The 17789-nt window shown below is 69.0% G+C and carries 16 protein-coding genes and 1 riboswitch; of the genes, 11 read left to right on the forward strand and 5 right to left on the reverse strand.

What is annotated here, in order from left to right:
* The first annotated feature begins 68 nt into the window (after window positions 1-68).
* The gene (locus ncot_RS06560) at window positions 69-506 is read left to right on the forward strand and encodes a response regulator transcription factor (protein WP_168616883.1); all 438 of its coding nucleotides are present in this window, start codon (window positions 69-71) and stop codon (window positions 504-506) included.
* Window positions 503-1537 (forward strand): anthranilate phosphoribosyltransferase, encoded by a 1035-nt coding sequence (gene trpD / locus ncot_RS06565; protein ID WP_168616884.1) that lies wholly within the window; start codon window positions 503-505, stop codon window positions 1535-1537. The genes ncot_RS06560 and trpD overlap by 4 nt, the downstream gene beginning before the upstream one ends.
* Window positions 1538-1546: 9 nt before the next feature.
* Here trpD and ncot_RS06570 read toward each other — a convergent pair whose 3' ends face one another.
* The 4 genes from ncot_RS06570 to ncot_RS06585 form a co-directional block, all read right to left on the reverse strand.
* Window positions 1547-2167: a hypothetical protein gene (locus tag ncot_RS06570; RefSeq protein WP_168616885.1), complete on the reverse strand. Its 621-nt coding sequence runs from the start codon at window positions 2165-2167 to the stop codon at window positions 1547-1549.
* Between the two features lie 28 nt (window positions 2168-2195).
* On the reverse strand, window positions 2196-5720 hold the full coding sequence (locus ncot_RS06575) for an Ig-like domain-containing protein (protein ID WP_168616886.1): 3525 nt from the start codon (window positions 5718-5720) through the stop codon (window positions 2196-2198).
* A gap of 123 nt (window positions 5721-5843) precedes the next feature.
* On the reverse strand, window positions 5844-6122 hold the full coding sequence (locus ncot_RS06580; RefSeq protein WP_168616887.1) for an Lrp/AsnC ligand binding domain-containing protein: 279 nt from the start codon (window positions 6120-6122) through the stop codon (window positions 5844-5846).
* 42 nt (window positions 6123-6164) lie between these two features.
* Entirely contained in the window at window positions 6165-7946 is a 1782-nt protein-coding gene (locus ncot_RS06585) for a DEDD exonuclease domain-containing protein (protein ID WP_168616888.1), read from the reverse strand.
* 92 nt (window positions 7947-8038) lie between these two features.
* Here ncot_RS06585 and ncot_RS06590 point away from each other — a divergent pair, with 92 nt between their 5' ends.
* The 6 genes from ncot_RS06590 to ncot_RS06615 all read left to right on the forward strand — a co-directional run bounded on the left by ncot_RS06590 (window position 8039) and on the right by ncot_RS06615 (window position 13787).
* Entirely contained in the window at window positions 8039-8299 is a 261-nt protein-coding gene (locus ncot_RS06590) for a hypothetical protein (RefSeq protein ID WP_168616889.1), read from the forward strand.
* 6 nt (window positions 8300-8305) lie between these two features.
* Complete coding sequence (locus tag ncot_RS06595) at window positions 8306-9607, forward strand: NYN domain-containing protein (RefSeq protein ID WP_168616890.1); 1302 nt, start codon at window positions 8306-8308, stop codon at window positions 9605-9607.
* A gap of 113 nt (window positions 9608-9720) precedes the next feature.
* Window positions 9721-9927, forward strand: coding sequence for a hypothetical protein (locus ncot_RS06600; protein WP_168616891.1), 207 nt, complete (start codon window positions 9721-9723; stop codon window positions 9925-9927).
* 169 nt (window positions 9928-10096) lie between these two features.
* Window positions 10097-10272: riboswitch (cyclic di-AMP (ydaO/yuaA leader) on the forward strand.
* Between the two features lie 37 nt (window positions 10273-10309).
* Window positions 10310-11281 carry a C40 family peptidase gene (locus ncot_RS06605; RefSeq protein WP_240938105.1) on the forward strand — a complete coding sequence of 324 codons (972 nt, stop codon included), beginning with the start codon at window positions 10310-10312 and terminating at the stop codon, window positions 11279-11281.
* Between the two features lie 56 nt (window positions 11282-11337).
* Window positions 11338-12525, forward strand: a complete 1188-nt coding sequence (locus tag ncot_RS06610) for a hypothetical protein (protein ID WP_168616893.1) — start codon at window positions 11338-11340, stop codon at window positions 12523-12525.
* Window positions 12522-13787: a M48 family metallopeptidase gene (locus tag ncot_RS06615; protein ID WP_240938106.1), complete on the forward strand. Its 1266-nt coding sequence runs from the start codon at window positions 12522-12524 to the stop codon at window positions 13785-13787. The genes ncot_RS06610 and ncot_RS06615 overlap by 4 nt, the downstream gene beginning before the upstream one ends.
* Before the next feature lie 58 nt (window positions 13788-13845).
* On the opposite strand, the gene ncot_RS06620 is transcribed toward ncot_RS06615, so the two are convergent.
* The gene (locus ncot_RS06620; RefSeq protein ID WP_168616894.1) at window positions 13846-15633 is read right to left on the reverse strand and encodes an AMP-dependent synthetase/ligase; all 1788 of its coding nucleotides are present in this window, start codon (window positions 15631-15633) and stop codon (window positions 13846-13848) included.
* Between the two features lie 118 nt (window positions 15634-15751).
* Here ncot_RS06620 and ncot_RS06625 point away from each other — a divergent pair, with 118 nt between their 5' ends.
* From ncot_RS06625 to ncot_RS06635, 3 genes are read left to right on the forward strand one after another with little or no spacing between them, the layout of a single operon-like run.
* Window positions 15752-16189, forward strand: coding sequence for an SRPBCC family protein (locus ncot_RS06625; RefSeq protein WP_168616895.1), 438 nt, complete (start codon window positions 15752-15754; stop codon window positions 16187-16189).
* Window positions 16190-16203: 14 nt separating this feature from the next.
* Window positions 16204-17373, forward strand: coding sequence for an ArsA family ATPase (locus tag ncot_RS06630; RefSeq protein WP_168616896.1), 1170 nt, complete (start codon window positions 16204-16206; stop codon window positions 17371-17373).
* Window positions 17370-17786: a hypothetical protein gene (locus tag ncot_RS06635; RefSeq protein ID WP_168616897.1), complete on the forward strand. Its 417-nt coding sequence runs from the start codon at window positions 17370-17372 to the stop codon at window positions 17784-17786. Before ncot_RS06630 ends, ncot_RS06635 begins: the two co-directional genes overlap by 4 nt.
* Window positions 17787-17789 lie beyond the last annotated feature (3 nt).

Raw genomic sequence — 17789 nt, forward strand, 5'->3', positions numbered from 1 at the left:
TGAGCCGCCCGTCCTGGCGGTGGTTGAGGAGCGAGGAACGAGCGTCTCGAAACCACCTCACGAGACCCATGCCCACCACGACGGCTAGCATCGACTCCGTGACCGACACCACTGCCCCGCTCCAGATCCTGGTCTACAGCGACGACGTCAACACGCGCGAACAGGTGATCCTCGCGCTCGGTCGCCGTCCGCACCCGGACCTGCCCGAGTTCGAGTACGTCGAGGTGGCCACCGAGCCGGTCGTGATCCAGCACATGGATTCCGGCAGGATCGACCTCGCGATCCTCGACGGTGAAGCCGTGCCCGCGGGAGGCATGGGCATCGCCAAGCAGCTGAAGGACGAGATCTTCGAGTGCCCGCCGCTGATGGTCCTGACCGGACGACCCCACGACGCGTGGCTGGCGACCTGGTCGCGAGCCGACGGAGCGGTGCCCCACCCGATCGACCCGATCGCGTTGTCCACCGCCGTGGTGAACCTGCTCCGTCCGCAGGTGCCGGCGACGTGACCGCGTTGACCTGGCCCGACGTCCTCACCTCGGTCGTCGGTCGCAACGACCTGTCCTCGGAGCAGACCCGTTGGGCCATGGGCCAGATCCTCACCGGGCAGGCGACGCCGTCCCAGATCGCCGGCTTCGCGACCGCGCTCCAGTCGAAGGGAGTGACGGTCGAGGAGGTCAACGGACTGGTCGACGCGATGTTCGCCCAGGCGACGCCGCTGTCGGTCCCGGGGCGCAGTCTCGACATCGTCGGGACCGGGGGCGACCGATCGTTCTCGGTGAACATCTCCTCGATGGCCTCGATCGTGGCTGCCGGAGCCGGCGCCCAGGTCGTCAAGCACGGCAACCGCTCGGCCTCGTCGAAGTCGGGATCCGCAGACGTGCTCGAGGCGATGGGCGTGCGGCTCGACCTCGACCCTGCCGGTGTGGCCAAGGTGGCAGCCCAGGCGGGCATCACGTTCTGCTTCGCCCCGATCTTCCACTCCGCGCTGCGTCATGCCGGTGTGCCCCGACGTGAGTTGGGCATCGCGACGTTCTTCAACATCCTCGGTCCGCTGACCAATCCTGCCCGCCCGTCAGCGGCCGCCATCGGGTGCGCGTTCCCCGGCATGTCCGAGGTGATCGCCGGTGTGTTCGCCAAGCGCAGCGTGGACGCACTGGTGTTCCGGGGTGACGACGGGCTCGACGAGCTCACCACGACCACCACCTCGCAGGTCTGGTCGGTGCACGACGGCGAGGTCAGCAGGTCGACGCTCGACCCGCGAGAGCTGGGGCTCCCGCTGGCCACCGCAGAAGACCTGCGTGGCGGCGACACCCAGCACAACGCGGACGTGATCCGTCGGATCCTGGCCGGCGAGACCGGTCCGGTGCGCGACGCGGTCGTGCTCAACGCCGGCGCGGCGCTGGCCGTCTTCGACGGCGACCTCGGTGACGTCAATGCCGCGGTGGCCGCGGGCATGTCGCGGGCGGCCGAGGCGATCGACTCGGGAGCTGCACGGGGAACCCTCGAGCGCTGGGTCACCGCCTGCGCGAGCGCCTGACCCGGTCGCTCACAGCTCCAGGACGAAGGCGCCGTCCTCCGGCCGGAACCCGAGCTTCGCGTAGTAGGGCGCAACCATCGCGGGAGAGGTGACCACGCGGCGTACGCCGGCCTCCCGGAGCGTGCCCAATCTCCTCCACACGAAGCGGCCGGGGGAGAAGTCCCGGAAGCGCGGGGTCACGTAATCGAGGCGGACGCGTGCAGTGCCGTCGGAGATGGCGAGCACGACCACGCCCACGGTCTCCTGGCCCTTCTGCACCAGGTAGACGGTGTCGTCCGGCCCGGGCGCGTCGAAGTCCGGCTGGAACTTCGCGATGTCTGCGCTGCTCCCCACGAGCACGTGGAACAGGTAGGCGTCGTCGGGCCGCACCTCGAGCACCTCGAAGACCGTGTCGTCGTCCCGGGTGCCGACCAGCTTCACGATGAACCAGATGTTGATCGCGCACAGCACGACGTTCATGGCCACCATCGGCCAGATCTCGAGCAGGCCGTTGAAGGCGGTCAGCACGAGGCAGGCGATCAGGTTCAGCACCCGGAACCGCAGGACCCGGGCCTGCATCAGTGAGAAGACCAGGAGCGCGCTGCCGCCCCACCCGAGGATGTCGAGCCAGTGGTCGGTCAGCCAGTCCATCGTCGAAGGCTAGCGTGTGTGGCCCGGCTCAACGGACCGTGAACTTCCACGTCGCCGCCACCAGTGCGTTCCCGTTCAGGTCCTTGATGCCCGTGGTCACCTTGACCTTGTAGGTCTTCCCCCGCTCCAGTCGTCGCTTCGGGTTGAGGACTGCGACGGTGCCCGCGCTCTTCATCCTGATCGTTCCGCGCAGCTTCTTCGTGCTCCCGGCGCGGACCACGAAGAAGGTCTTCGTCGAGACACCCTTCACGGGTTCGCTGAAGGTCACCTTGACGTTGGACTTGCGCTCGGCCGAGTAGGTCGGCGACGTCGCACTCACCACCGGCCTCGAACCGTCGACCCGGAACGTGCGCCACGCCGAGGTCCCCAAGGCATTGCGGCCGGAGTCGAGGGCAGAGACCCGCCACTTGTACGACCCGTCGGGAACCTGGTCCGTCGTGGCCCAGGCGTTGCCGGCGGTCGTGATGGTCTTCCAGTTGTAGGACTGGGCGGTGTTGCGCACCTCGAGCTTGTAGGACGTGGCGCCCGGCACCTCGCCCCAGGCGAAGAGCGGACCGTTCGCAGCAACCCGGATCCCGGACGTCGGAGCCGTGAGGGCCGGGACCGCGCCCACGGAGGTGAACGCCCGTGCGGGCGACCACTGGCCGGGGTTGCGGCTGGAGTCGGTGCGCCGGACCCTCCACAGGTACGCGGAACCCGACGGCGGAAGGGGCTGGTCCCACGCGTACGCCGACGTCAGGACGTCCTTGGAGAGGACCCGGTTGGCGGGCGAGAGGGTGGTGTCGTTGTTCTTGTAGACCTCGATGCGGTAGGAGCCCGTGAACGGTTGCGACTGCCACTGGAAGGCAGAGGTTCCGGCCACCGCTTGGTTGGTTTGGGGCAGGGTGAGCGTCACGGTGGGGCTCTCCTTCACCAGCTTGCGGGGCTCGGACCAGGTGAGCCCGTTGCCCTCGGCGTCGATGGCCTGCACCCGCCAGTGGAGGGTGCCCTCGGGATAGAGCTTCCCCACGGCGGTGTAGGTGGTCTGGTCGACCTTCTGCTCGTCGATCACGCTCGAGGTGGAGAAGCTCTCGGAGGTGGCCACCTGGATGCGGTACTGCATCGCGGCCTGTGGGCTCGTCTCCCCGGTGTCCGCGAAGGTGGCTGCCCGGTTGGTCGCGAGATAGTCCCGCCACTCGAAGGTGATCTCATTGGTGGCCAGGCTGGAGGCAGCCGGGTCGTCGGCGTCGGCGGGCGCGAGCAGGTCGACCGGAGGCGACTGCTTACGGAAGGCATGCGTCTCCTCGTCGATGCTGGACACGGGATCCGGGGCGCAGACGGTGAGGGAACGGCACGGCCGGACGTGCCAGTAGTAGGCACTACCGGCCTGGCTCTCGGGCAGGGCAGCGCGGAAGTTGCTCAGCGTGAAGGCATAGCGGGAGTTCGCGGTTGCCGGGATCGAGGTCTCCACCAGGTTCGTGAAGCTGGCGTCCTCGGAGATGTAGATCATGTAGAAGGCGATGTCGGGCTGGGCCTCCCACGAGAGCACAGGCGTGGCCGGCACTTGGTTGCAGAGCTCGGGGAGCTCGACGGCGCAGGTGTCTCCCGCGTCGAGGGCCTGCCCGTCGAGCGCCAGCTGTTGACCGGCGACCTGAGCGAACGGGGCGATCCGGAAGGTGTGGACGGGGCCACGGTCGACCTCGGCGTCTGTGGCGTCGTAGGCGACCACCTGCCAGTCGTAGCTGCCCGCCGCGAAGAAGCGCGTCGAGGTGTCCGTGACCGCCGGGTAGGGCAGGTCCTTGTCGAGCACGTCGGCGCTGGTGCCGGTGAAGAAGACTCCGGTGCCGGCGACGCCGACGCGCACCCGGTAGTGGTCGGCCCCGGGAAGCGGTTCCCAGGTCAGCGCCGGCGCACGGGTGGTGGCCTGGTCGGTGACGCGTCCGGTGAGCGCAGTCAACGGTGCGGCGCCGGAGCCGGGCACGTCGCCGCTGACGTCGAAGGTCCGCTGCTCGATCACGGAGGGCACGTCGGTGGCGTCAATGGCCTTCAGGGTCCAGGTGAAGGGGCCGTCGGCGGGGTTGAGCGCGTTGGTGGCGACCGGCGTGTAGGACGTCGAGTGGGTGGTCGCGGACTTGATCGTGCCGCCGTTCGCCCGCTTGATCACGATCTCGTACTTGAGGGCGCCCTTGACCGGGTCCCAGCTGAAGGTCGGGATGTCGACGGTGGCGCCGTTGGCCGGCTCGACCCCGGAGAAGTAGGCGGGGTTGTAGAGGAACGACTGAGTGGCTGAGTAGATTCCCTGCACCCCTTGCACCCCGGACTTCGAGAACGGCCGGTCGAGCGGACGGACCCGCCAGTACATCACCGACCCCGGTGACATGACGCAGTCCTCGTCAGTCCGCACCGACGCCGACGACCCGTTGACGACGAAGTTGCCGGGCGTGTAGGTGGTGCCCGCGATCTGGCACGACTCGTAGGTGTCCGGTGAGAAGTTCTGGTTGGTGCCCACGTCGAGCTGGTACTGCGTGGCGTGCGGCACCGGGGTCCACTGGAAGTACGGCGCACCCGTCACCTGCTGCACGCCGTCGCCGGCCGGGAACACGGCCTCCGGACGGTTGGGCCAGACCCGGTTGAAGTTGTAGACGGTCTCGGTCCAAGCAGTGGGCTGACCCGCGAGGTCGACTGCCCGCACCCGCCAGTAGTACTGGTTGTTGTCGTAGGTCGTGGCAGGGGAGTACTTCGTGCCGTAGATCTTGGCGTTGCCCTTGTCATCGACGATGGTGTTGAAGTCGCTGTCGGTGGCCACCTGGAGCTGGTAGTACTGCGCACCATCCACCGGCTTCCAGTCGAGCACGACGTCAGTGACGCGCGTCTCCGGGTCATCGACGGGGCCGACGATCTCGACCTCTCGGATGGAGCTCACCGTGAAGCTCACTGCCGCCGACGGCTGGGAGACCACCCCCGACCCCCTGACCGCCTGCACCCGCCAGAAGTACGTGCCTGCTTCGAGGGGGTTCGGGATCACCAGTGACGTGGTGGCGGTCGTGTAGGAGGAAGCGCCGACGAAGTCGTCCTCGGTGTCGACTTCGACGACGTACGACGTTGCGCCCTGCGTGCCGGTCCAGGAGAGCAGCGGTGGGTCCTCGGGCTGGTGGAGGTCCACCCCGACCGGCGAGATCGGGGAGGGAGCCGAGACGGCTGAGACGTCGAGGGACGACGTCGCCCATCCGGAGGAAGATCCGGCAGAGTTGAAGGCGCGCACCCGCCAGTTGTGCTCGCCCGTGGTCAGCAGCGACGTCGGGACAGTCTTGGTGTTGGTGGTGGTCTGGGTGAATCCCGGCGAGCTGAAGTCAGAGTCGTTGTCGACCTCCACCTCGAACTTCACCGCCCCCTTGGGGCGGCTCCACGACAACGTCGGGGTGTTGCTGGAGGTGTCACCGTTCGGTGCCAGGTTCGTGGGGCGTGCGACGGCTGCGTTCGCGGTCGGTGCGGCCGTGAGACCAGCCAGCATCAGGGCTGCAAGTGCGGCAGACGTGACGAGGCCGTGGCGGCGGGTCGAAGACGTGCTGGACACACGGGCCCCCTGGTGAGCGACGACAGATGCGCGTCACGCTAGGGATGCACGAGGGCTTCGGGGGGGTGAACTCGGAAAGGTGGCCCGTTCGGACTACCCGGAATGACCGATCAGGCTCGGGAGTCAGTCCAGCCCGAGCGAGAACGCGGACTCCAGGTCGTGCTGGGAGTACGCCCGGAACGCGATGTGCGTCTCTGTGGAGAGCACACCCTCGACCTTGTTGAGCTCGTCGGCGACGACGTCGGCGATGTCGTCGTGCTTCGCGACCCGCACCAGGGCGATCAGGTCGATCTGACCGGTCACCGAATAGACCTCACTGACACCCTCGATGGCAGCGATCGCCTCGGCGACCTCGGGGATCCGGTCGACCTCGGCGTTGACGAAAACGATGGCAGTGATCACCCAGCCAACGTTAGCGGGTGACGGATCGGGGTGCAGGGTGCGTCACCGGGCGGGTTGGTGGACGGTGGAGGTGTCGCGCCGGTCGTCGAACGGCACCAGGCTCTGCCGGGACTCGTTGACGGCGTCGTGGAGGGTCAGGTGGCGTCGGGCGCCGCCGATCGGGCAGGTCCACTCACCGTCGATGTCGACAAGACGGATGCCGTCGGACTCGAGCCAGTTGAGCACCTTCTCCATCTCCTCGGCACTGGCGGAGGGAATCGGGCCGGGAGCCGCCGCGACGGCCTCGGCGGATGCCTTCAGGCTTCGGACGAACTGGTGGGCGTCCATCCCCGAGGGGATGACGCCGGCTGCGGCGAGACGACCGTGGCGGACGACGTGCACCGACCAACGGCCGTCGTCCTCGCGTCGTGCGGCCACCACCTCCGGGCAGCGGGCCAGGGCGGAGAGTCGTTGGGTGCGGGCCGCTGCGCGGAGGAAGGCGGCGAGACGATCCCGGTGGACACCGGCCTCCTCGAAGCGCTCGTCGGCAGCCAGCGAGTCCATCCGCCGGTTGATGGTGTCGACGACCTCGTCGGGTCGGGACACCAGGCTGTCACGCAGCTGGCGGACCAGTGCGGCGTACGTCGCCTCGTCGGTGCTGCCGTCGCACGGCGCCAGGCAGCGCTCCATCTCGGCCAGCACACACGGTGACCTCGTGGGCTTCGCGCCGAACCTGTCGGTGCACTGGCGGATCGGGAAGGTCTCGTGCAGCGCGGCCAGGCACCGCTCAGCGGCGGGGCGGGAGGAGAACGGACCCAGGTAGTCGGCGTCGTCGTCCATCACCCGGCGCACCAACGACAATCTCGGCCACGGCTCCCGCGTCAGCTTGATGAAGTGCACCTTCTCCGGGAACCGGGATCGGCGGTTGTAGGGCGGCTTGTGCTCGGCGATCAGCCGCAGCTCGCGGACCTGAGCCTCGAGCGTGGTGGCGCACTCGATGCCGGTGACCTCGGCGGCGAGCCGCACCATCTCACCCATCCGGGAGCGGGTCTCGGAGGCGGTGAAGTAGTTGCGGACCCGGACCCGCAGGTCGCGCGAGGTGCCGATGTAGAGGACCCGCTCGCTGTCGTCACGGAACAGGTAGACGCCGGGAGCGTGGGGAAGCCGCTCGGCGAGGTGTCGCTTCTTGCGCTGGGCCGCGGTGACCCGGGAGGAGAAGGTCTGCAGCTCCTCGAGGGTGTGCACCCCGTGGTTGCCGAGACGCTCCATCAGGCCGTGCAGCACGTCGACGGTGGCCCGGGCGTCGGAGAGCGCACGGTGGTTGGGGGTGGTCTGTGCGTTGAACAGCACGGCCAGCGACGAGAGCTTGCAGTTGGGGGCGTCGTCACGGGTGATCACCCGACGGGCCAGCTTAGCGGTGTCGAGGACCTCGAACTTCGGCCACGGACGCCCCTGCTGCTCGGCGAAGTGCTTGAGGAACCCGACGTCGAAGGGAGCATTGTGGGCGACCAGCACGCACCCGGCGGCGAACTCGAGGAAGGCGGGCAGTGCGGCGTCGATCGACGGGGCGTCGGCGACCATCGAGTTGGTGATGCCGGTGAGCACCGCGATGAACGGCGGAATCTGGTCGTGGGGGTTCACCAGCGTCTGGAACTCGCCCAGGATCTCTCCGCCGCGCACCTTGACGGCACCGATCTCGGTGATCATCGAACCACCGGCGGCCGAGCCCCCGGTGGTCTCCAGGTCGACCACGCAGAACGTCGTCTCGTGGAGGCGGCGACCGAGCTCGTCGAAACTGCGTTGCACCTCCCAACGAGAGGGCGCACCCTGAACCGCATTGCTCATGTCACCAGACGCTAGATGTGGGCACCGACAATCGAGTGCCGCCGCGCCCCATAGGCTGGGGATGTTCGCAACACCACGACGAAGGAGCCTCCGTGACCGCACAGATTCCCGACACGACCAACCGCTGGCGTTGTGGAGGGTGCGGCAACCTGACCAGGTTCGACGTGACGCGAACCCGTCGCACCGACGAGTACTGGCACTTCGACCTCTCCGGTGAACCGGTCGTCGAGGACACTGAGGTCAAGGCCGAGACCGTCGAGTCGGTCACGTGCCGTTGGTGTGGCCGCTCCGACGCGATCGAGCTGATCGACCGCAACGAGGCAGCAGTGGCCGAGGACCCGGCCAAGGACTGATCGACCGTGACCGCGGACGTCGAGCGAACCGGCGGGCAGATGCCCGAACCGGTGCGTGTCCGCGTGCTCGCACTGGCGGCCGACGCGCTGCCGAAGGTGAGCGACCTGCCCGCGTCGCTGCGCAAGGTCGCCTCGTTCGCACCGAACCGCCGAGCCAAGCTGGGCGGCACCCAGATCGCGACGGCCCTCGAGACCGACGACGACCTCCGTGGTCACGTCGCCACACAGGTGGCGGCGGTGCTGCCGGAGCTCGCGAGTGCCGTCAACGACGGGGCTGTGCCCGAGGCCGCGGACCCGGTCGAGGTCGCCGCGCTGCTGTGGCTGTTGCGCCCGGAAGGTTGGGAGGCGCCGTACGCCGCCGCGGGGGAGGCGATCAGCGCGGAGAGGCCGAGCGTCGACCCGTCCCAGGTGGAGCGGCTGCAGGGCCGGCTCGACCAGGTCGAGGCCCGAGCCCGCGAGGCCCGCGCCGAGCACAAGACCCAGGTCCAGGAGCTCAAGGCCGAGAACTCCAGCCTCCGCCGCAAGCTGGGCGAGGCTCGAGTCGCCGCCCGGTCGACCACCAGTGACGCCGAGCAGGCGCTCGTCGCCGCCGAGGAGCTGCGGGCGAAGGCGGAAGCAGCAACGGCCAGCGCCGAGGCGGAGACACGACGCCTGCGCGCCCAGATCGAGGAGCTGCAGTCCGCGGTCTCGGCGGCCCGGCGTGAGACCCGTTCCGAGCGTGACGAGACCACCGTGCGCGCTCGCGTCCTGCTCGACACCCTCCTCGAGGCCGGCCAGGGCCTGCGCCGAGAACTCGCCCTGCCGACCGTCACCGGCTCGCCGGGCGACCGGGTGGAGGCCGAGCTCGCCGTCGCGGGCACGCGTGTGCCGACCGGTGCCGCCTCGCTCGGTCCTTCCAGCCCTGCTCTGCTGGAGCAGTTCCTGACCATGCCGCGAGCCAGGCTCATCATCGACGGCTACAACGTCAGCAAGACGGCCTGGCCCGACTCCAGCCTCGAGGCCCAACGCATCCGGTTGCTCAACGGCCTCGCACCGCTGATCGCCCGCACCGGCGCAGAGACCACCGTGGTCTTCGACGCCGCGTCACAGACGCAGCGGGGGGTGGTCAACGCGCCTCGTGGCGTGAAGGTGCTGTTCAGCCCCGAGGGCGTGATCGCCGACGACGTGATCCGCGACCTGGTCGCTGCCGAACCACAGGGCCGGGTGGTCGTGGTGGTGACCACCGACCAGGCGATTGTCACCGACGTGCGCCGAGCGGGCGCCCGGCCGATGGCCTCGGCCGCCCTGGTCAGCCTGCTGGCTCGCTGAACCTCTCCGGAGCTGGTCCGCCGGTCGCTGCGCATCAGTGTCGGTGCTCCCTGCGAGGGTGCCTCTCAACCGGGAACTTCCCCTCCCGGCTCCCAGAGAGACGAGGACATGACATGACCTTGCACATCGACTGTGACACCTGCGAAGTCCGAGGCCTGGCCTGCCACGACTGCGTGGTGACCGTGCTGCTCGGGCCGCCACCGGAGCTGGCCTTCGACGACGACGAGCAGCGCGCGCTCGGCGTGCTTGCCGAGTCCGGTCTGGTCCCTCCGCTGCGGATGGTGACACCGGTGGCCGGACCCGAGGTGGAATCCGCCTGACCTCCCGCACGGTGGGACTCGTGTGGCATGTGTGACGCATGACACGTCTCCCCGTGGTTCGTGGCGCGAAACACCCCGCGACATGTGGACGAAGGGTTTGCTGCTGGGGGAGAGCACGTCTAATCTTGACGCTTCAGGTGCCCGTACCAGTTGATCAACCAGGATCGGCTCGGGCACCGCGCCGAGTCTGGAACCGAGGGCGGGGAAGTCCGAGGCAACGGAACCGGGGAACCACGTTTCCCTGGGGTGAATCACACGCAAGGCGGGAACCTCCGTGGAGCGTGTGTAGGGCTTCTTTGTGCCCGAACCCGTCAGCTCACCCGGTAGGCGTCGAACAAAGAGGGAGTACGTCCGCTAGATGCAGCACGGACGGAAGCGCGTCATGGCTGGCCTGACCAGCGTGATCGCCATCATCGGAATCAGCACTCTTCCCGCAGCGCCGAGCAACGCGGAGCCTGACATCGATGATGTCAAGGCACGCGTCGACAAGCTCTACCACCAGGCGGAGCAGGCATCGGAGCGTTACAACGACGCGAAGATCAAGTACGACGACCTGCAGGACGACCTCACGGCTCTCAAGGCCGACGAGAAGAAGCAGCAGCAGAAGGTCGACACGCTGACCAGTGCGGTCAACGAGTCCCTGGCTGCCCAGTATGAGGGCAGTGGCGTCTCCGCCACCAGCCAGCTGGTGGTCTCCGACAGCCCGGACCAGTTCCTCTCCGAGCTGACCACGCTCTCGGCCTTCAACGACGTCCAGGCCACTGCCATGGACGACTACACGCGTGAGGTCGCCGCCCTCGACATTCGCCGTGAGGCCACCCAGGAGCGCGTCGACGAGCTGGCCGAGACCAAGGGCGAGCTGGCCGACAACAAGGCCGAGGCCGACGACAAGCTGGCCGAGGCCAAGGAGCTGCTCGGCGACCTCGAGGCCAAGGAGCGGGCCGCGCTCGCCGAGGAGTCGAGCCGTGGAGACAGCACCCGTCTTCCCACCAACGTTCCCGTCTCCGGCCGCGCGGCCGCTGCGGTCAACTACGCGCTCGCCCAGGTGGGGGACTCCTACGTCTACGGCGCCGCTGGCCCCAGCGCGTTCGACTGCTCGGGCCTGACCATGATGGCTTGGGCCCAGGCCGGTGTCGGCCTGCCGCACTCCTCGAGCGCCCAGATGGGCTCCGGTGCGCGCGTCTCCTCGGGTGATCTCCAGCCCGGCGACCTGGTCTTCTACTACAGCCCGGTCAGCCACGTCGGCATCTACATCGGCGGCGGACGCATCGTCCACGCGGCCAACCCCGGCTCCGGTGTCACCATCGCCGGCGTCTTCTCGATGCCCTTCTCCGGCGCCGTCCGGCCGGGCTGATCGGCAGTCCGCTGAGCAAGGACTCGAAAGCGTTGGCCGGTCGCCCACTCTGGTGGGTGGCCGGCCTTTCGCTTGTCCTCCTCGCGGCCCTGGTGGTCACCTGGCTGGGCAAGGACGACCCGCAGCCGCCGCAACCCCACCTCACGTCCCCGACTGCGAGACAGGACCTGGCGGCCGAGGCGTTGCTGGACCTCCAGGCTGCCGTCCGTTCCCGTGACGCCGCTGACCTCGGCCCGGACGCCTCGGACGCCGCGGGCGCCGCGGTCGCGAACGCGGCAGCGCTGCGCATCGCCGACTTCACGCTGCGCTACGTCGACGAGGACGCAGCGCTCAGCACGAAGCTGCCGGACGGCCAGTGGGCGGCGGCTGTCGACGCCTCGTGGCGCTTCGCGGGCTTCGACGCACGACCCGCGCACGCCGAGGTCACCTTCGTCTTCGAGGTCGGGGCCGAGCGCGCCTCGATCGTGTCGGTGGGGGACGGCGATCGGCGTACGCCCTTGTGGCTGGCCGGTCGGGTGCAGGTGCGCCGGGGCCCGGCGAGCCTGGTCGTCGCCGCCGAGGGACAACTCGTCGACGCCTTCGCCAAGCGCGCCCGAGCTGCGGTGGCGCAGGTGCACAAGGTGATCCCGACGTGGAAGCAGGAGCTCGTCGTGGAGGTGCCCGCATCCGATGAACAGCTCGACAGCGTGCTCAACGCGGAGCCCGGTGACTACGCCAACATCGCAGCCGTCACCACCACCGTCGACGGCACCTTGTCGCCCTCGGCGCCGGTGCACGTCTTCGTGAACCCGGAGGTGTACTCCGGGCTCAAGCGCGACGGGGCCCAGGTGGTGATGACCCACGAGCTGGTGCACGTGGCCACCGGTGCCGCGACGGCGACCACCACGCCCCTGTGGCTGCTGGAGGGGTTCGCCGACTTCGTCGCGTTGCGCGACAGCGAGCTCCCGCTGTCGGTCACGGCGGGCCAGATCCTGCAGAAGGTGAGGTCGGGCGGGGCCCCCCGGGCACTTCCCGCAGGCAACGAGTTCGACACCCGCACCACGCACCTCGGGGCTTCCTACGAGGCCGCGTGGTTGGCCTGCCGCCTGTTGGCGCAGACTGGGAGCGAGCAGGACCTGGTGCGTCTCTATCGTCAGGTCTCGAACGGCGGGGAGCTCGACGCGGCGCTGCGTCAGCACTTTGGCTTCGGTGAGAAGGAATTGGTGGCGCGATGGCGAGCGGAGCTCCGGCGACTGGCCGGGTGAGCCCTGCCGACGGGCCGATGAACGCCACGACCCGCTGTCAGCTGTGGCTCATGGTCGGGGGAGGGGCACTCGTCTTCGCGGTGATCGCCTGGTTGGTGGTCCCGTGGCACCCGGTGCCGGGGGGAACGCCCGAGCCTGCTTCGGCCTCCGAGATCTTCACGCCGGCCCAGATCCGACGCGGTGACGCATATGCCCACTGGACCCGGCTGCTGAGCTGGGCCTCGCTCGCGGTCTCCCTGGTGGTCGCGTGCCTGTTCGGCTTCACGACGTGGGGCAGCCGACTGCTGGGCACCAAGTCGCGACCTTGGCCGATCACCGTCATCGGGCTCACCGCGGTGCTGCTGCTCGTCCGGGAGCTGGTGACCCTGCCGTTCGGCCTGGTGCTGCGCCAGCGCCGCGTCGCCTACGGGCTGACCGACCAGGGCCTCGGCGCGTGGTTCGTCGACCAGGCCAAGGGACTCGGCCTGGGCATCGTGTTCACCTCGATCGGACTGCTCGTGCTGCTCGCCTGCGTGCGTCGGTGGCGGACGTGGTGGCCGGTCGTCGTCTCCGGAGTCTTCGTGGCACTCGTGATGGCCGGCTCATTCCTCTACCCGGTGGTCGTGGAGCCGGTCTTCAACAACTTCGAGTCGATGCCCCAGGGCACGCTGCGCACCGAGATCCTGGCCCTCGCCGACGAGGAAGGGGTCGCCGTCGACGACGTCCTGGTGGCCGACGCCTCACGACGTACGACGACCCTCAACGCCTACGTCTCGGGCTTCGGTGGCACCCGGCGCGTGGTGGTCTACGACAACCTGGTCAACGACCAGCCCGACGACCGGGTGCTCTCGGTCGTGGCCCACGAGCTGGCCCATGCCAAGCACGACGACGTCCTCACCGGGACCGGTCTCGGCGCCTTCGGGTCGGTGGTCGGCATCGGCCTGCTCGGCCTGGTGATGGCCCGCCCCGGCCTTCGCCGACGGGCCGGCGTCGACGGCTTGTCGGATCCGCGGGCCGTGGCCGTGGTGCTGGCGCTGCTGGCCCTGGCCACGGTGGTCACCAGCCCGGTGGAGAACACGATCAGTCGACAGATCGAGACCCGCGCCGACGTGGATGCGTTGGCGGTGACCCCGGCCTCGGCGATGGTGGAGCTGCAGCGCGAGCTCTGCGTGCGCTCGGTGTGTGACCCGGAAGGTCCAGCCTGGTCACAGTTCTGGTTCGGCAGTCACCCGACCGTGCTGGAGCGGGTCGCGATCGCCGAGCAGCTGGCTGATCAGCCCTGACGGCAGGACTGGCCGCCGGGTCGTCCGGGCAGCCGACGGGCCGGCCGGCACGTGGAGCTCAGCGCTCGTAGAGTGCTGCCACGTCGGCCCGGTGCTCGCGCATGACCGCGTTGCGCTTGAGCTTCAACGACGGGGTCAGCTGACCGTCCTCCTCGGTCCAGTCGATCGGCAGCACGTTGAACTTGCGGATCGACTCGGCCTTCGAGACCGCCTTGTTGGCGTCGTCGACCGCGCTCTGGACGGCAGCCACCAGGTCGGCGTCGTCGACGTTGTCGGCGATGGAGCCGGACTTGTCGTTCTCCTGGGCCCAGTGAGGGAAGTACTCCGGGTCGATGGTGACCAGGGCCGCGATGAACGGCTGGCCGTCACCGACGACGATGCACTGGCTGACGAGCGGGTGCGCACGGATGCGGTCCTCGAGCACGGCCGGGGCGACGTTCTTCCCGCCGGCGGTCACCAGGATCTCCTTCTTGCGGCCGGTGATCTTCACGAAGCCCTCGTCGTCGAGCTCGCCGACGTCGCCGGTGTGGAACCAACCGTCGGTCAGGGCCTCGTTGGTGGCCTCCTCGTTGTCCCAGTAGCCCGCGAAGACCTGGCCGCCCTTGAAGAGCAGCTCGCCGTCATCGGCGATGCGGGCCGTGGTGCCGGCCAGCGGACGGCCGACGGTCCCGATCTTCTGGGCGTCGGGGAGGTTGACCGTGAGGGCGGCGGTGGTCTCGGTCAGCCCGTAGCCCTCGAGGATGTTCAGGCCGATGCCGCGGTAGAAGTGGCCGAGCCGGTCGCCGAGGGGCGCACCGCCGGAGACGGCGTACTGGCAGCTGCCGCCCAGGGTGTTGCGCAGCTTGACGTAGACCAGCCGGTCGAAGAGGGCGTGCTGGGCCTTGATCCGCAGCGGGATCCGGCCGCGGTCCTTGGCCTGGCTCCACGCGATCGCGGTGTCCGCGGCGCGCTGGAAGATCTTGCCCTTGCCGTCGGCCGCAGCCCGCTGCGAGGCGGTGTTGAAGACCTTCTCGAAGACACGCGGCACGGCGAGGATGAACGTCGGCTTGAACTCTCCGAGGTCGTCCACGAGGTTCTTGATGTCGGCCGAGTGGCCCAGGCGCACCCGGGCCTTGATGCAGCCGACCTGGATGATCCGGGCGAACACGTGCGCCAGCGGGAGGAAGAGCAGCGTGGAGCCCTCGTCGTCGAGGAACAGCTCGTCGAGCTCGTGCACCGCGACACCCAGCTCGAACATGAAGTTGCCGTGGGTGAGCATGCAGCCCTTGGGGCGCCCGGTCGTGCCGGAGGTGTAGATCAGCGTGGCCAGGTCGAGCGGGGTGGTCGCGCTGCGCCGCTTCTCCAGGGTCTCGTCGTCGATGTCGGCACCGAGGTTCGTCAGGACCTGCACGGCGTTGTCGTCGATGGTCCAGACGTGGTTGAGATCGGGGAGGTTGCCGCGCAGCGCGGTGATCTTGGCCAGGTGGTCGGCGCCCTCGGCGACGATCGCCTTGGCGCCGGAGTTCTCCAGGATCCAGCTGAGCTGGTCGGCCGACGAGGTCTCGTAGATCGGCACGGTCGCGGCGCCGGCGAACCAGATCGCGTAGTCGAGCAGGGTCCACTCGTAGCGGGTCTTGGACAGGAGCGCGACGCGATCACCGGCCTCGATGCCAGCAGCGATCAGGCCCTTGGCGACAGCGGCCACCTCGTCGTGGAACGACGCGGCGGTGATGTCGACCCAGCCGTCGGCGGTGTTCCTGCTGAACACCACGGTGTCGGCGAAGTCGCGTGCATTGGTGACGACGTCGTCGGTCAGGTTGCCAGTGGCGGGAATCTCCACGGTCATCGGCGTGGCGAACTCACGCATGCCGGCCTCCTTGTCGAGCTGTTCGAAGCGATGTAGGTCGCACGTTACCGGCCGATTGCGTACCCCCGGTATCCGGTACGCTCGCTGGACTCACCGTCGAACTGATCCAGGGGCACTCATGGCCGAGCAGACCACCTCTTCCATCGTCATCGACGCTCCTGCCGCGTCGGTGATGGGGGTGATCGCCGACTTTCCTGCCTACCCCGTCTGGGCGAAGGGCGTGAAGACCGCTGACGTGCTCGGCACCTACGACGACGGCCGTGCCACCGAGGTGTTCTTCGAGCTCGACGTGTCACCGATCAAGGACGAGTACACCCTCGCCTACCAGTGGGACGGCGACCGCGAGGTCACCTGGACCCTCACCGAGGGCAAGATGCTGCGCGCCCTCGACGGTGCCTACACCCTGCGCGAGCTGGGCAGCGGCTCCACCGAGGTGACCTACCGCCTCGCCCTCGACGTGTCCATCCCGCTCATCGGCATGCTGAAGCGCAAGGGTGAGAAGATCCTCATCGACACCGCGCTGAAGGGCCTGAAGAAGCGCGTCGAGTCGCTGTGAGCGACACCTGAGTCGTGCGAATCCTCCTGTTCACCGGCAAGGGCGGCGTCGGCAAGTCGACGGTCGCAGCCGGTACGTCGGCTCTCGCCGCCGCACGCGGCCTGCGGACGCTGGTCCTCTCCACGGATGCAGCCCACTCGTTGGCCGACGCGTTCGGCAGCCCGGTCGGCAGCGAGCCCACCGAGGTGGCCGAGAACCTGTTCGTCCAGCAGGTTGACGCGCAACGCCGCTTCGAGCAGTCCTGGGCCGACATCCAGGGCTACCTGCTCCAGGTGCTCGACGTGGTCGGTGTCGACCCGGTGGCCGCCGAGGAGCTGACCGTCATCCCCGGCGCCGAGGAGGTCTTGGCCCTGCTCGAGCTGCGCCTCCATGCCCTCTCCGGCAGGTGGGACGTGATCGTCGTCGACTGCGCTCCCACGGCCGAGACCCTGCGGTTGCTGGCCCTGCCCGAGGCGCTGGGGTGGTACATGCAGCGGGTGTTCCCGTTCGAGCGCCGCATCGTGAAGGCGCTCAAGCCGGTGCTGACCCGGGCTGCCGGCGTACCCATGCCGGGTGACTCCGTCTTCGACGCCGTCGAGCGGTTGCACGCCGAGCTCGACGAGGTCCGCGACCTCCTGGCCGGCCCCGACTCCAGCGTCCGGTTGGTGATGACCCCCGAGGCGGTGGTCCTCGCCGAGGCCCGCCGCTCGTTCACCACCCTGTCGCTCTTCGGCTATCGCGTCGACGGGGTCGTGGCCAACCGGGTCTTCCCCGAGGCAGAGGCCGATGCCTGGCGCACCGGGTGGGTCGAGGCGCAGGCGAAGGTGCTCGACGAGACGGAGGAGTCGTTCGCCGGGCTGCCGATCCTCCGCTCCGTCTACCGCACCGGGGAGCCCGTCGGAGTCGAGGCCCTGCGCGACCTCGCCGAGGAGGTCTACGGCGACGTCGACCCGCTGGCCCCGCCCGCCGGCGAGGGCCCGCTCAAGGTCACGCGCACCGACACCGGCGCCACCCTCGAGCTGCAGCTCCCGTTCGTCAGCAAGGCAGAGGTCGATCTCGCCCGGCATGGCGATGAGCTCGTCGTGACCGTGGGGTCGTATCGTCGTCTTCTCTCGTTGCCCGCAGGACTTGCCCGCCACAAGGTCAAGGGTGCCCGGGTCGAGGGAGGCGCACTGCAGGTCAAGTTCGAGGAGAGGACACCGTGACCGACGGAGACGACACCGGGACCGGCAGCACGCCCGGACCCGACGACGTGGGGTCCGTCTCCGAAGAGGCGGCCAAGCTCCTCGGGGCCTTCTCGGGGTGGGCCAGGAGCCAGGGCCACGACCTGGGCAACGGCCTCGGTGACCTGGCGGCCGGCGCCCAGCGCGCGGCACACGACGTCAACGAACACCTCGCCACTGGTGCCAGTGAGTGCACGATGTGCCCGATCTGCCGCACCGTGCACGTCGTGCGTGAGCTCAGCCCGGAGGTCAAGCAGCACCTGGCCACGGCCAGTGCGTCACTGATGCAGGCAGCCGCTGCCCTGATGGCCACCGCAGTGCCCGACGAGACGAGGAAGCCGAGCTCCGACGACGTGGAGCACATCGACCTCGACAACGACTGGCCGGAGGACTGAGCA

This window comes from Nocardioides sp. JQ2195, assembly GCF_012272695.1.
In the GTDB taxonomy this organism is placed as follows: domain Bacteria; phylum Actinomycetota; class Actinomycetes; order Propionibacteriales; family Nocardioidaceae; genus Nocardioides.